The sequence below is a fragment of the Bradyrhizobium sp. UFLA06-06 genome, assembly GCF_054820065.1.
In genome coordinates this window covers 36,272-51,974 of record NZ_JADFUD010000039.1, presented here as the reverse complement: position 1 = coordinate 51,974, position 15,703 = coordinate 36,272, and the positions used below count along the sequence as shown (strand labels likewise).

At 65.2% G+C, this 15,703-nt stretch carries 8 protein-coding genes; 6 read left to right on the top strand and 2 right to left on the bottom strand.

From position 1 onward, the window contains the following. The first annotated feature begins 1 nt into the window (after position 1). From treS to treY, 5 genes are read left to right on the top strand one after another with little or no spacing between them, the layout of a single operon-like run. The gene (gene treS, locus IF803_RS28115; protein ID WP_461194251.1) at positions 2 to 3,307 is read left to right on the top strand and encodes a maltose alpha-D-glucosyltransferase; all 3,306 of its coding nucleotides are present in this window, start codon (positions 2 to 4) and stop codon (positions 3,305 to 3,307) included. Then, complete coding sequence (gene glgB, locus IF803_RS28110) at positions 3,304 to 5,451, top strand: 1,4-alpha-glucan branching protein GlgB (protein WP_461194250.1); 2,148 nt, start codon at positions 3,304 to 3,306, stop codon at positions 5,449 to 5,451. The genes treS and glgB overlap by 4 nt, the downstream gene beginning before the upstream one ends. A gap of 3 nt (positions 5,452 to 5,454) precedes the next feature. Continuing rightward, positions 5,455 to 7,527 (top strand): glycogen debranching protein GlgX, encoded by a 2,073-nt coding sequence (glgX, locus tag IF803_RS28105; protein WP_461194249.1) that lies wholly within the window; start codon positions 5,455 to 5,457, stop codon positions 7,525 to 7,527. After that, positions 7,524 to 9,296, top strand: a complete 1,773-nt coding sequence (gene treZ, locus IF803_RS28100) for a malto-oligosyltrehalose trehalohydrolase (protein ID WP_461194247.1) — start codon at positions 7,524 to 7,526, stop codon at positions 9,294 to 9,296. Before glgX ends, treZ begins: the two co-directional genes overlap by 4 nt. A gap of 4 nt (positions 9,297 to 9,300) precedes the next feature. Further along, on the top strand, positions 9,301 to 12,084 hold the full coding sequence (gene treY, locus IF803_RS28095; RefSeq protein ID WP_461194245.1) for a malto-oligosyltrehalose synthase: 2,784 nt from the start codon (positions 9,301 to 9,303) through the stop codon (positions 12,082 to 12,084). Between the two features lie 112 nt (positions 12,085 to 12,196). On the opposite strand, the gene IF803_RS28090 is transcribed toward treY, so the two are convergent. Continuing rightward, on the bottom strand, positions 12,197 to 12,505 hold the full coding sequence (locus tag IF803_RS28090; protein ID WP_016846775.1) for a polyhydroxyalkanoic acid system family protein: 309 nt from the start codon (positions 12,503 to 12,505) through the stop codon (positions 12,197 to 12,199). A 168-nt stretch (positions 12,506 to 12,673) separates the two neighbouring features. Here IF803_RS28090 and IF803_RS28085 point away from each other — a divergent pair, with 168 nt between their 5' ends. Further along, positions 12,674 to 12,838 carry a DUF3309 family protein gene (locus IF803_RS28085; RefSeq protein WP_076823921.1) on the top strand — a complete coding sequence of 55 codons (165 nt, stop codon included), beginning with the start codon at positions 12,674 to 12,676 and terminating at the stop codon, positions 12,836 to 12,838. 174 nt (positions 12,839 to 13,012) lie between these two features. Here the strand turns inward: IF803_RS28085 and ligD are convergent, their stop codons facing one another. Beyond that, positions 13,013 to 15,655, bottom strand: coding sequence for a DNA ligase D (gene ligD / locus IF803_RS28080; protein WP_461194244.1), 2,643 nt, complete (start codon positions 15,653 to 15,655; stop codon positions 13,013 to 13,015). Between the last annotated feature and the right edge of the window lie 48 nt (positions 15,656 to 15,703).

The following is a 15,703-nucleotide window of genomic DNA, read 5'->3' as shown; positions in this document are numbered from 1 at the left end:
CATGAACGTATTCTCCAACGTCGACATCAAGGAGAAGGTCGCAACCGAGACTGCGGACCAGCTGTGGTACAAGGACGCGATCATCTACCAGCTGCATGTCAAGGCATTTGCCGACAGCAACAATGACGGCATCGGCGACTTCGCGGGGCTGACGGAGAAACTCGGCTATCTGCAGGAGCTCGGCGTCACCGCGCTGTGGCTGTTGCCGTTCTATCCCTCGCCCGGCCGCGACGACGGCTACGACATCGGCGACTATGGCGACATCAATCCCGATTTCGGGACGATGAAGGACTTCAAGCGCTTCATCCAGGAGGCCAAGAGGCGCGGCCTGCGCGTCATCACCGAGCTCGTCGTCAACCACACCTCGGACCAGCATGCGTGGTTCAAGCGCGCGCGCCGCAGCCCGCCGAATTCGAGCGCGCGCAGCTGGTATGTCTGGAGCGACACCGACCAGAAATACCTCGATACAAGGATCATCTTCACGGATACGGAGAAGTCGAACTGGACCTGGGATCCTGAAGCCGGTCAGTTCTACTGGCATCGCTTCTTCTCGCACCAGCCGGACCTGAATTTCGACAATCCGCGCGTGGTGCGGGCCATCGTGCAGGTGATGAAGCGCTGGCTCGACACCGGCGTCGACGGCTTCCGGCTCGACGCCATTCCCTATCTGTGCGAGCGCGACGGCACCAATAACGAGAACCTGCCGGAGACGCATGCCATCATCAAGCGGCTGCGCCAGGAGCTCGACGCCTATGCCAAGGGCAAGATCCTGCTGGCCGAAGCCAATCAATGGCCGGAGGACGTGCAGGAATATTTCGGCCATGGCGACGAATGCCACATGGCCTATCACTTCCCGCTGATGCCACGCATCTACATGGCGATCGCCCAGGAAGACCGCTTTCCGATCACCGACATCCTGCGGCAGACGCCCGACATTCCCGCCGCTGCGCAGTGGGCGCTGTTCCTGCGCAATCACGACGAGCTGACGCTGGAAATGGTCACCGACGTCGAGCGCGACTATCTGTGGTCGACCTACGCCGACGACCCGCGCGCCCGCATCAATGTCGGCATCCGCCGCCGCCTTGCGCCGCTTATGGACAACGACCGGCGCAAGATCGAGCTGATGAACTCGCTGCTGCTGTCGTTCCCGGGCACGCCGATCATCTATTACGGCGACGAGATCGGCATGGGCGACAACATCTATCTCGGCGACCGCAACGGCGTGCGGACGCCGATGCAGTGGTCGCCGGACCGCAACGGCGGCTTCTCGCGCGCCGATCCGGCGCGGCTCTACGCGCCGATGATCATGGACCCGGTCTACGGCTATGAATCCGTCAATGTCGAGGCGCAGTCGCGCAGCCTGTCGTCGCTGCTTTCGGCGACCAAGCGGCTGATCGCGGTGCGCAAATCGACGCTTGCCTTCGGGCGCGGCACCATGACCTTCATCCGCCCGGAGAACCGCTCGGTGCTGGCCTATGTGCGCCAGTACCAGGGTGAGGCAATCCTGTGCGTCGCCAATCTGTCGCGGTCGGCGCAGGCCACCGAGCTCGACCTCTCCGCCTTCAAGGACCGCATTCCGCTCGAGATGCTCGGGCGCACGCGCTTCCCGGCGATCGGCGAGCTGCCCTACATGATCACGCTCGCGCCCTACGGCTTCTACTGGTTCCAGCTGCAGGAGCGCGACAAGTCCGAGCCGGTGACGCCGCGCGCGGTGCCGGAATTCGAGACGCTGGTGGTGCCGATGAATTCGACCTGGATGTCGCTGGCGCGCACCCGCGGCGTGTTCGAGCACGACGTGCTGCCCGGTCATCTCGCCCGCACGCGCTGGTATCCGGAGCGCTCGGCCAGCGCGATCCAGCCGATGCTGGTCTCCGCGATCCCGTTCTGCGACATCGGCGACAACCGGCCGTGGCTTGCCTTCTTCGAGACCACGCAGCGCGGCACCACCAGCCGCTACGTGCTGCCGATGCAGATCGAGTGGGTGCGCTTCGACCGCGAGCGCTACAATCCGCGCGCGTTCGCCGCCGTGCGCCAGGGCGCGCGCGAGGGCACCTTGCTCGATGTCGCCACCGACCAGATCTTCACCGGCCTGTTCCTGCGCAACTTGCGGGAAAACCTCACGGTCGACGAAGGCGAGCAAGGCCTCAAGCTCGAATTCCGGCCGACCAGCCGCTTCTCCGACCGGCCGGTGCGGCAGCCCGAGCGCATCCGGGTCTTCGAGAACGATCAGCCGCATTCGACCGCGCTGGTCGACAACGAATATGTCACCAAGATCTACCGCAAGCTCGAGGTCGGCATCAATCCGGAGATCGAGATGGGCCGCTTCCTCACCGAAGTGGTCAATTTTCCGAACACTCCTGCCTTGCTCGGCACCGCCGAACTGATCGAGGGCGACAAGCGCAGCGCCATCGCCGTGCTGCATGCGATGGTCGTCAACCAGGGCGACCTCTGGACCATCGCAGGCGCACACCTCGACCGCCTGGTCGAACGGCAGCGCCTGCTCACGGTGAGCGAGCACCCCGTGGAGAACGGCGACCAGGCGACCTATCTGCGCCACATGTCGCATAGCGGAAAGCGGCTCGCCGAGCTGCATATCGCGCTCGCCAGCAACCGCGACCTGCCGGACTTCGCGCCCGAGCCGACCAAGCCCGACGACCTGCAGCGCTGGGCCGACGAGATCATGGCGCGGGCCGAGCGCGTGTTCGATACGCTGAAGCAGCGACGCAGCTCCCTGAAGGAAGCCGACCGGCTGCTGGCCGATCAGTTGCAGGCCCAGCACGACACGCTGCCGGAGCGGCTCAAGGCACTGCTGCCGCGCGAGACCGACGGCTTCAACATCCGCCATCACGGCGACCTGCATCTCGGTCAGTTGCTGGTGGTCAAGGACGACGTCTTCATCATCGATTTCGACGGCGGACCGGGCCGCACCATCGCCGAGCGGCGGCGCAAGGCACCGCCGGCACGCGACGTCGCCGGCCTGATCCGTTCGATCGACTATGCGGCAACGGCCGCGCTGGAACGGACGCTCAAGGTCTCCCCCGACGAGAGCGGCCGGCTGAGCCTCGCCTTGGCCGAATGGCGCGACCAGGCCGCGGATACCCTGCTGGCGGCCTATCGCGAGACGATGGCCGGCCAGCGGCTGTGGCCCGCCGACACCAAGACGGCCGATCGCCTGCTCAATTTTTTCCTGCTTGAGAAAGCCTTCTATGAGATCGAGTATGAGCTGGCCAACCGGCCGGATTGGCTGCGGGTGCCGCTCACCGGCCTGCTGAGGATCCTGGCGCAACAACCGCATGAGGTTGCATGAGCAAACTGCCCGCCGAGGCCTATGCCATCATCGAGGGCCGCCACTCCGACCCCTTCCACTATCTCGGGCTTCACCCCGAGGGCGATCGCAACGTCGTGCGAGCCTTCCTGCCCGATGCCAGTAATGTCGAGGCGATCGGCGAGCATGGCGAGACGGCGCCGCTGGCGCGGATCCATGACGCCGGCCTGTTCGCGGGTCCCCTGCCGAACGGCTCGACGCGCTACCAGCTCCGCGCCCGCTTCGGCGACAACGTCGTCGAGCTGGAGGATGCCTACCGCTTTCCGCCGATCCTGAGCGATTTCGATCTCTATCTGCTCGGCGAGGGCACACATCAGCGCGTCTACGATACGCTCGGCGCGCATCCGATGACGCTCGACGGCGTCGACGGCATCGGCTTCGTGGTGCTGGCGCCGAATGCGCGCCGGGTCAGCGTGGTCGGCGACTTCAATTTCTGGGACGGACGGCGGCATCCGATGCGCGTGCGCGGCCCGGGCTACTGGGAACTGTTCATCCCGCGTGCTCGCGTTGGCGACCACTACAAATTCGAGATCATCGGGCGCAACGGCCAGCATCTGCCGCTGAAGTCCGATCCCCTGGCGTTCGCCGCCGAGGTACGGCCGAAGACCGCCTCGATCGTGATCGACGAGCGCAGGATCCCGCATCCGCGCCCGGCGCCGGATCGCGTCAATGCGCTGAGCTCGCCGATGTCGATCTACGAGGTCCATCTCGGGTCGTGGCGGCGCAAGGGCCGCAACGAGTGGCTGACCTATCGCGAGATGGCGGAGCAGCTGCCAGCCTATGCCAGCGACATGGGCTTTACCCATGTCGAATTCCTGCCGATATCAGAGCATCCGTTCGACGGCTCCTGGGGCTACCAGCCGACCGGCATGTTCGCGCCGACCAGCCGCTTCGGCTCGCCGGACGATTTCGCCGCGCTGATCGACGCCTGTCACGGCGCACGGCTCGCCGTGCTGCTCGACTGGGTACCCGGGCATTTCCCCGACGATCCGCACGGGCTCGGCAGCTTCGACGGCACCGCGCTCTACGAGCACGCCAATCCGCTGCAGGGCCGTCACCTCGACTGGGGCACGCTGATCTACAATTACGGACGCACCGAGGTCACCAACTTCCTGGTGTCGAACGCGCTGTTCTGGCTCGATCGCTACGGCATCGACGGGCTGCGCGTCGATGCCGTCGCCTCCATGCTCTATCTCGACTACAGCCGTCCCGCCGGCGGCTGGATTCCGAACAAATATGGCGGGAGGGAAAACATCGAGGCGATCGATTTCCTGCGCCGCTTCAACACCGAATTGTTCGCGCACTTCCCGCAAGCGACCACGGCGGCGGAGGAATCCACGGCATGGCCGCAGGTGTCGCGCCCGGTCGAATATGGCGGGCTCGGCTTCGGCTACAAGTGGAACATGGGCTGGATGCACGACACGCTGAAATATATCGGCAAGGATCCGATCCACCGCAAATTCCATCACGGCGACATCCTGTTCGGCGTGCACTACGCCTTCTCGGAAAATTTCATCCTGCCGCTGTCCCACGACGAGGTCGTGCACGGCAAGCGCTCGATCCTCGGCCGCATGCCCGGCGACGAGTGGCAGCGCTTTGCCAATCTGCGCGCCTATTACAGCTTCATGTTCGGCCACCCCGGCAAGAAGCTGATGTTCATGGGCTGCGAGTTCGGCCAGGAGCGCGAGTGGAATCACGACTATTCGATCGATTGGCATCTGCTGCAACAGCCGAGGCACAGCGGCATCCAGAACCTGGTCCGCGACCTCAACCGGCTCTATCGCGCGTTGCCGGCGCTGCACGAGCTCGACTGCGACCAGGCCGGCTTCGAGTGGGTCGTCACGGACGATGCCAACAACAATGTGTTCGGCTGGATCCGCAAGGGCAATGCTGAGCGCGCACGCTGCCTCGTGGTCGCGAACTTCTCGCCCAACGTCTACCGCAACTATCGCGTCCGGGTGCCGTTCGCGGGCAAGTGGCACGAGGTGTTCAACTCGGACTCCGCGCATTACGGCGGCACCAATGTCGGCAATGTCGGCGAGGTCCGCACATCGGAGGGCCCCACGCCCGAACTGAGTCTGACGATACCGCCGCTGGCTGCGATCTTTCTCGTACCGGAAAGCTGATTGATGCGACTGACCGGGGGTACGTCCGCGCGGCTCGGTGCAAGCTGGGACGGCAGAGGCACCAATTTTGCGCTGTTCTCGGCGAATGCGGAGAAGGTCGAGCTGTGCCTGTTCGACGGCCAGGGCCGCCGCGAGCTCGAGCGGATCGAGATGCCGGAGCGCACCGAAGACGTCTGGCACTGCTACCTCAACGACGTCTCGCCGGGCCAGCTCTACGGCTATCGCGTCTACGGGCCCTACGCACCGGAGCGCGGCCATCGCTTCAACGCCAACAAGCTGCTGCTCGATCCCTATGCCAAGCGGCTCGCCGGCCGGCTGGTGTGGAGCGATGCGCATTTCGCCTATCGCACCGGCAGCGCGCGCGAAGACCTCTCCTTCGACCGGCGCGACAATGCCCGCGGCATGCCGAAGGCGGTGGTGGTCGACGAGAGCTTCAACTGGGGCCGCCGCGAGATTCGGCCGCACATTCCCTGGGAAGACACCATCATCTACGAGGCCCACGTCAAGGGCCTGACGCAGAAGCGCGAGGACGTGCCGCCGAACCTGCGCGGCACCTATGGCGGATTGTCGTCGCCTGCGATGATCGAGCATCTCAAACGGCTCGGCGTCACCACCATCGAGCTGTTGCCGATCCACGGCCTGATCGATGACCGCATCCTGGTCGAGAAGAAGCTGGCGAATTACTGGGGCTACAACACCATCGCCTTCTTCGCGCCGGAGGCACGCTACGCCCAGGACAATGCGCTCGATTCCTTCCGCACCACGGTGGCGCGGCTGCACGATGCCGGCATCGAGGTGCTGCTCGACGTCGTCTACAACCACACCGCCGAGGGCAACCATATGGGCCCGACGCTGTGCTTCCGCGGCATCGACAATGCCTCCTATTACTGGCTGAACCGCGAGAACCCGCGCTTCTACGACGACTTCACCGGCTGCGGCAGCTCGGTCAACCTCACCCATCCGCGCGTGCTGCAGATGGTAATGGATTCGCTGCGCTACTGGGTCGAGGTCTGCCATGTCGACGGCTTCCGCTTCGATCTCGCCACGACCCTGGCGCGCGGGCCGAACGGGTTCGATCGCAACCACCCCTTCCTCACCGCGATCCGCCAGGACCCGGTGCTGGCAACCGCCAAGATGGTCGCCGAGCCCTGGGACCTCGGTCTCGGCGGCTACCAGGTCGGGGCGTTCCCATCGCAATGGTCGGAATGGAATGACCGCTATCGCAGCGCGATGCGGCGCTACTGGAGCGGCGAAGGCAGCCTGATCGGCGATATTTCGGGCCGCATGACCGCGTCCTCGGATTTGTTTCACCACGACAACCGCGCGACCCGCGCCAGCGTCAACCACGTCACGGTACATGACGGTTTTACGCTCGCCGATCTCTTCAGCTACAACGAGAAGCACAACGAGGCCAATGGCGAGGACAATCGCGACGGGTCCAACGACAATCACAGCAACAATTGCGGCCATGAAGGCCCGACCGACGATCCTGCCATCATCGCGCTGCGCCGCCAGCTCAGGAAGAATGCGCTGGCATGCCTGCTGCTGGCGCAAGGCACGCCGCTGATCCTCGCCGGCGACGAGGTCGCGAACACGCAAGGTGGCAACAACAACGCCTATTGCCAGGACAACGAAACCGGCTGGATCGGCTGGGAGAACCTCGGCACGGATGACGACGCCATCGATTTCATCGGCCACCTGACCGCGCTGCGGCGTCGCTTCGGCCAGATCCGCTGCCAGAGCTGGCTCGACGGCCGCCGCACCGACGGCAGCTACGGCGTGCTCTGGCTGACGCCCGCGGCGGAAGAGATGAAGGAATCCGACTGGAAATTCCCGGAGAGCCGATTCCTCGCCTATGTGCTGGGGCCGATGGAACCAGGACAGGCGCCGATCTTTATCGTTCTCAATGCCGCACCGCAGGAGATCGTGTTCAGGATGCCGAGGATGGCGGAATACAGGAGCTGGCAGCAGGTCCTGAACACAACCAAGGCCGAGCAAACGGCTGAGCAATTCGCATCCGGCGCCGATACCAAGGCACCCCCGCGCTCGGTGCTGGCATTTGCAGGCTCCACATGAATAGACAACATTTCGGCGCCGAGCTGACACCTGACGGCACACGCTTCCGGCTGTGGGCGCCGGCGGCCAAGCGCGTCGACCTCCTGATCGACCAGCCGCATGCGCGAAGCCGCGATGCGCATGAGCTCACGCGCGACGCCGCCGGCTGGTATGTCGCCGAGATCCCAGGCGCGCGCGCCGGCACGCGTTACAAATTCCGCATCGATGACAAGGTCGATGTGCCGGATCCCGCCTCCGCATTCCAGCCGGACGACGTGTTCGGCCCGAGCGAAGTGATCGACCACGCGGCCTTCAAATGGCGCGCGACGGACTGGCGCGGACGTCCCTGGCACGAGACCGTCGTCCTCGAGGCCCATGTCGGCACCTTCACCCGAGAGGGCACCTATCGCGCCATGATCGACAAGCTCGATCATCTCGTGGCGACAGGCATCACCGCGCTCGAGCTGATGCCGCTGGCGGATTTCGCCGGGAAGCGCAACTGGGGCTATGACGGGGTGCTGTGGTACGCGCCCGACAGCGCCTATGGCCGTCCCGACGACCTCAAGACCCTGATCGACGAAGCGCATCTGCGCGGGCTGATGGTGATGCTCGACGTGGTCTATAACCATTTCGGCCCCGAAGGGAATTATCTCGGCCGCTATGCGCCCGCTTTCTTCAGTGACGCGCATACCCCGTGGGGCAGCGCAATCGACTATCGCGTGCCCGAGGTGCGTGCGTTTGCGATCGGCAGCGTGATGAGCTGGCTGCGTGACTATCGCTTCGACGGGCTGCGGTTCGATGCGGTCAACACCATCGTCGAAGCCGGCGAGATCGCCGTTATCCATGACTTCAGCAAGGCCGCCGGCAAGCTCGCCACCGAGACCGGCCGCTACATCAACCTCGTGCTCGAAAACGGCGACAACATTGCAAGCCTGCTCGATGCCGCCGAGGATCCGCCGCACGGCAAATTCCGCGGCCAGTGGAACGACGACTATCATCACGCCTGGCACGTGCTGCTGACCGGCGAGACGCAGGGCTACTATGGCGACTACCGGACGCCGAAGCAGGACCTCGCACGCGCGCTGTCGTCCGGCTACATCTACCAGGGCGAAGTCTCGGAGTTCTGGGGCGGCAAGGCCCGCGGCGAGCCGAGCGGCATGCTGTCGCCGACCTGCTTCATCAACTTCCTGCAGAACCACGACCAGATCGGCAACCGGCCGCTCGGCGATCGTCTCGTCAGCATTGCCAGGCCGGAGGCGGTCGCGGCGGCGCTGGCGGTGACGCTGATCGCGCCGACCACGCCGATGCTGTTCATGGGCGAGGAATGGGGCGCGACGACGCCCTTCCCGTTCTTCTGCGATTTCAAGGGCGATCTCGCCAACGCTGTCCGCGCCGGACGGCGCAAGGAGTTCGCCTGGGCCTATGCCAAATATGGCGACGACATTCCCGACCCGCTCGCCGACGAAACGGTGCGGTCGGCCGTGCTCGACTGGGCGGCCCTCGGGCATGATCCGGCGCGTGCACGGCTTGCGCTGGTGCGCGACCTGCTCGCCGTGCGCCGGCAGGAGATCATGCCGCGGCTCAGAGGGTGCCGCTTCGGCGACGCCATCGTGGCGGACGACCTGTTGACGGCGCATTGGCAGATGGGCGACGGCGGGACGCTGCGGCTGACCGCCAATTTGTCCGATCGCGATATCCCCGATGGACCGGAGCCGAAGGGAACTGCGATCTGGGGCGGCGCGTTGTCGAGCGACCTCCCCGGCTGGGCGGTGCGCTGGCACATCGGATAGCACAATGCCTCCGGCGATCCCGATCGCAACCTACCGTCTGCAACTCACTGCCGATTTCGACTTCGATGCCGCCGCCGGCGTGGCGCCGTATCTGAAGGCGCTCGGCATCAGCCATGTCTATGCGTCGCCCTTCATGAAGGCGCGCAAGGGCTCGACCCACGGCTATGACGTCGTCGACCACACCAAATTCAACCCGGAGCTCGGGGGCGAAGAGGGCTTTGCGCGACTGAGCGACGCATTGAAGCGCCATGATCTCGGCCTGATCCTGGATTTCGTGCCTAACCATGTCGGCGTTCACTTCGCCGACAATCCGTGGTGGCTCGATGTGCTGGAATGGGGACCGGTGTCGCCGCACGCGGTCTCCTTCGACATCGACTGGGACCAGCTGCCCTATCGCGCGCGCGGCGGCGTGCTGCTGCCGATCCTCGGCTCGTCCTATGGCCAGGCGCTGGAGCGCGGCGACATCGAGCTGCGCTATGACGCGAACGAAGGCAGCTTCTCGGCCTGGTATTTCGAGCACCGCCTGCCGATCGCGCCGGAGCGCTATGGCGAGGTGCTGCGCACCGTCGTCCGCGAGGCCGCTGCCGAACAGAGCACCGCCGGACGCGCGATGCTCGAGCTCACCGCGCAATACCGGGGGCTGCGTCATCCCAATCGCCTCGAGGCGCCGGCGCTGAAGGCGGCGATCAAGGCGATCGAGGGCGGCGCCGACCTCATCGCGCGCGGGCTCAATGCCTATCGCGCCGGCGAGGACCGCCCGACCCAGACGCTGGCGCTACATCATTTGCTGGAACGCCAGCACTACAAGCTCGGCCACTGGCGGCTGGCGTCCAGCGACATCAACTATCGCCGCTTCTTCGACGTCAACACGCTGGCCGGCCTCAGGGTCGAGGACGCCGCCACCTTCGAGGCGAGCCATAGCCTTGTGAAGCGGCTGATCGCCGAGGACCGGCTGCAGGGCTTGCGGCTCGACCATATCGACGGCCTGCGCGATCCCGCGCAGTACTTCCAGCGGCTGCGCCGCCTGATCCGCTCCGCGCAGGGCGCGAAAGCCAGACCGTTCTACATGGTGATCGAGAAGATCCTTGGCGAGGACGAGAAGCTGCCGAGATTCAGCGGCGTTCACGGCACCACCGGCTATGAATGGATGAACACGATCAGCCAGGCACTGGTCGACGGTCGCGGCCTCGATCCGCTCAACGAGATCTGGCGCCAGATCAGCAACCAGTCGCCGAACCTGACGCCGGTGTTGCGCGAGGCCAAGCAGCGCGTGCTGGAGACGCTGCTCACCAGCGAATTTACCGTGCTGGCGCGGCTGCTCGCGCGCATTGCCAGCGGACACTACTCGACCCGCGACTTCTCCGGCGACAGTCTGCGGCAGGCGCTCGAGCTCTATGTGCTGCACTTTCCGGTCTATCGCACCTATCTCACCGCCTCGGGACCAGCCGCGCATGACCGCGCACTGATCCGCGAGACCATCGAGCGCGCCCGCGCCGACTGGTTCGCCGCCGACGAAGGCATCTTCGATTTCCTGCGCGACGCCTTGACCATGGACTTGTTGCAGCCCGGCCGGCCGCCGCATGGCGCGCCGCGGGTCCGGCGCTTCGCGCTGAAGGTGCAGCAATTCACCGGGCCGATGATGGCGAAGTCGCTGGAGGATACCGCCTTCTATCGCTATCACCGGCTGCTGGCGCTCAACGAGGTTGGCGGCGATCCGGCGGCGGGCGCGATCGCACCCGAGGCCTTCCACGCCATGATGCAGGCCCGCGCCCGCGAATGGCCGCACGGCATGACGGCGACCGCGACCCACGACACCAAGCGCGGCGAGGACGCCCGCGCCCGCATCATGGCGCTTGCGGAAATCCCCGGCGAATGGACCAGCGCGGTGGCGCGCTGGAAGGTGCTGAATGCGCCGCATCTCGTGCTCGACGCCAAGATGCGCGCGCCATCGGCGACGTTCGAATACATGCTGTATCAGGCCCTGCTCGGCGCCTGGGATCCCGATGACGCCTCGCTCGCCGCCCGCATCCAGGCCTACGCGCTGAAGGCAGCGCGCGAGGGCAAGCAGGAAACAAGCTGGCTCAATCCGCACCAGCCTTACGAGGCCGGCGTGAAAGCCTTTATCGAGCGGATCCTCGATCGCAAGACCTCGCCGGAATTCCTCGATGCGCTGGGGACGCTGGCGCGGCGCACGGCGTTGATCGGCGCGCTGAATTCGCTCAGCCAGATCACGCTGAAGGCAACCATGCCGGGCGTGCCGGATTTCTACCAGGGCACCGAAGGCTGGGATCTTTCGCTGGTCGATCCGGACAACCGCCGTCCGGTCGACTTTACCGAACGGGCAGGAATGCTCGCCACACTGGAGACGCCGGATTGGGATGCGTTGGTGCAAAACTGGCGCGACGGCCGTCTCAAATTCGCATGGACGCGGCATCTGCTGCGGCTCCGCAACGAGATGGCCGATGTGTTCACCAGCGGCAACTACGTGCCGCTCGCGGTCAGCGGCCCGCACCGCGATCACGTCATTGCCTTCGCGCGGCGCCATGGCCGCGAGGCGGCCATCGTTGCGGTGGCAAGATCATTCGCCCCATTCACGCAAGGCGGCCGCAGCTGGCCGCGCCCCGAAGCTTTTGAAGGTGAAATCGACGTGACGGGGTATGCACTCCCGGATGGAGCAACCAGGATTCAGCTCTCGGCGCTGTTCGCCAATCTTCCGGTCGCGGTGCTAAAGGCCAAGGCCGCAACGGCGTCGAAACCAACCTCGAGGCGAGCGCGCTCGCACGCCTAGAGCATTTTCGGTTCTGATTGAATCAGAACCGAAGCTCTAGATTCTTGTTTTGTCGCGTTTTCTTCACGCGAACCGGTGTCCACTTCGCTCGAAAACGCTCTAGTTTGATGCGTCAGCGCTTGGTCAGCAGCAATTTCCCGCGCTTCTGGATCGCCACCTGCGCGACCTCGGCGAACCGTTGCAGCAGCCACGGCAGCGTCACTTCGACCCGCACATGGGCATCCTCGACATCGACATGCCCGGCCGCGACCTGCCCCAGCGCCCGGACACGAAAGCTCATCCGGTTGTCGTCCCAGCGCTCCTCGTCGACGCTCAAGACCGGCAGGTTCGCCGTCGCGCGCGACAGGCCCGTTTTCAAGCGGCGCATCGCCTCGTCGCGGCCGAGGCTATGGGGTATCGAAACGATCAGCGGCGCCGACATTGCGATGCACTCCTCTGTGGATTTCGTTGATGTAGTTCTGTTCCAAGGCAAACGGAAGAACCACACAGTTTTATCGCGCCGCCGACTCCGGAACCTTCACAGTTACGGGTTGTTTTCCTCCCCGAAGGGCAGAAACGAGACGAGCCCGCGGGGCTGAGGAGACGCTAGATGTCAATTGGAACGATCATTCTCATCATTCTGGTCATTGCGCTGCTTGGCGGCTTCAGTGGCATCGGCGGCGGACCGTTTTACGGCACCGGCTATTACGGCGGCGGCGGGCTCGGCCTGGTCGTCGTGATCCTGCTGATCCTGCTCCTGATGGGACGACTGTAGCGCGTGGCGGCACTGTGCCCGATCCGCATCAACGACTGTCATCGCCCGCGCAAGCGGGTGATCCAGTATTCCAGAGACGCTTGCTATTGAACCGATAAGCCGCGGCGTACTGGATACCCCGCTTCCGCGGGGTATGACGAACCAAGCCAACGGCACGAGCTTGCCCAACAGTTTCTACTGCGCCGCAAGCTTCTTCATCGCCGACTTGATCGACGATGCCGCGTCCTCGTAGCCATCCCAGGCCTTCGTCTTCGCGAGCAAGGCCGGCACGGTGCGTAGCGTGAATGTCTTCGGATCGAGATCACCGCGCAGCTGCGGCCAGGTCAGCGGCATCGAAACCGTCGCCCCCGGACGCGCCCGCGGCGACAACACCGCGACCGCCGTCGACATCCTGTCGTTGCGCAAATAGTCGAGGAATATCTTTCCCGTGCGTTTGGCCTTGGACATGTTGATCAGATAGCGCTCGGGATCGTCCTGCGCCATCCACTGGCAGACCGCCTGCGCGAACGCCTTGGCCTCCTTCCACGTCACCTTGTCCCTGCTGCCAGCGAGCAGCGGTGTGACGACGTGCAGCCCCTTGCCGCCGGTGGTCTTGCAGAAGCTTTCGAGACCGACCGCGGTCAGCCGCTGCCGCATGTCCTTGGCGGCATCGATCACGTCGGTGAATGCGACGTCGGGCGCGGGATCGAGATCGAACACCAACCGGCCCGGCGTGTCATAGGCATCGGGCGCGCAATTCCAGGGATGCAGCTCGAGCCCGCCGGCCTGCGCGACCGCCGCCAGGCCCTCGATCCGGTCGATCTGCAGATAGGGTTTGCGGTCACCTGAGACCTTCGCAAGCTTGAGGAGCTTCGACGTGCCGGCCATCGCATGACGCTGGAAGAAGGTCTCGCCCTTGATGCCGTCGGGCGCTCGCACGATCGAGCACGGCCGGCCCTTGAGATAGGAGATCATCCATTCGCCGACCGCCTCGAAATAATTGGCGAGGTCGAGCTTGGTCACCGGCTCGCCATCGCCCGCATCAGGCCACAGCGCCTTGTCCGGATGCGAGATGACGACGCCCATCACCTCGCTGGACGCCTTCCCGGTGCCCTTCTTCGCCACGCCCTTGGCCATCGGCTTCACCACTTTGGTTACAACCGGCCGCTCGGCCTCGACTTCGTGCGCCGGCTTGTCCTGGCGCAGGCCCTTGAAGGCGGCCTGGCGGATATTTCCGGCGTCGGTCCAGCCGGCGAACTCGATCTCGGCGACCAGCTCCGGCTTCAGCCAGTGCACGTCGCGGGTCTTCTTCGGCGCGTCCTTGCCGCCGAACGGGCTCTCGTCCGCCTCCGCCGCCTTCAGCGCCGGCGTGATGCGGCGGACCGTATCCTGGCCGAAGCCAGTGCCGACGATGCCGACAAACGCCAGATGATCGCCGCGATAGACGCCCGCCATCAGCGAGCGGAATTTGCCGTTGGTGGTCTTCCAGCCGCCGAGCACCACCTCATGGTCGGCGCGGATTTTTGCCTTGGTCCAGTCGTCGGAGCGGCCGGAACGGTAGGCACCGTCGAGCCGCTTGGAGACGATGCCTTCGAGGCCGAGCTTGCGCGCGGATTCCAGCACCGCCTCGCCGCGCTGCTCGAAATGTTCGACATAGCGGATCAGGAGGTTCTTGCCCTTGCGTGCCGCGAGCAATTGCTTCAGCCGCGCCTTGCGCTCGGCGAGCGGCAGCGGGCGCAGGTCCCCGGTGCCGGCGAACAGCAGGTCGAACGCGTAGAAGATCAGCCGATCCGTCTTGCCGTCGGAGAGCGCGGCCTGCAGCGTCGAAAAATGCGGCGTGCCGTTCTTGTCGAGCGCGACGATCTCGCCATCGATCAGCGCATCCGGCAGCTCCTCCGCCTCCTTCACGATCGCGCCGAACTTGGCGGACCAGTCGAGCCCCTTGCGCGTCTTCAGCACGGCCTCGCCGTCTTCGACACGGAGCTGCACGCGGTAGCCGTCGAACTTGATCTCGTGGCACCAGCCCGTGCCATTGGGTGGAGACTCGACCGCGGCGCAGAGCTGCGGCGCGACGAAATCGGGCATCTCCGATACCTGCTTCGGTTTGGCCTGCCGCGCCACTTTCAGCCGCTCCTTGGGCGCCGGCGCCTTGGTCCTGGCGCGCGCGTCCGCAGCCATGCCGTGGTTGGACTGCCAGACCGCGTCAGCTTTGGCCTTGCCATTGCCCTTGGCCAGCATGAACGGCTTCGGCGCCCGGCCCTTGCCGGCCGCGATCTGCGCCATCGAGCGTCCGGAAGCGACCGAACGATCCTCGTCGAGGATCTCCTCGCCGTTGCCGTCAACGGCATATTCGTCGCGGTGCTTGATCAGGAGCCAGTTGGTGCGCTTGCCGCCGAAGCGGTCGCCCTTCATCCGCACCAGCACCCAGCTGCCGTGCAGCTTGTCGCCCTCGAGCGTGAACTTCAGGTCGCCCTTCCTGAAGCCGCGTTCGGGATCGTCCGATTCCCAGGTGCCGCGATCCCACAGCTGCACCGTGCCGCCGCCATACTGGCCTTCGGGAATGGTGCCTTCGAAGTCACCATAGTCGAGCGGATGATCCTCGACCTCGACCGCCAGCCGCTTGTCATGCGGATCGAGCGACGGCCCGCGCGTCACCGCCCAGGACTTGAAGACGCCGTCGAATTCGAGCCGCAGATCGTAATGCAGCCGCGTCGCGTCGTGCTTCTGGATGACGAAGCGCCGCTGCTTGCTAGGTGCGACCTTGACGTCGCCCGACGGCTCGCTGGTCTTCTCGAAGTCGCGCTTCTTGCGATAGGTGGACAGGTTTCTCAGCGACACAACAAACCTCGGCAAACCCTCGGCGCAAACGACGGCCGCCGCCTCCGT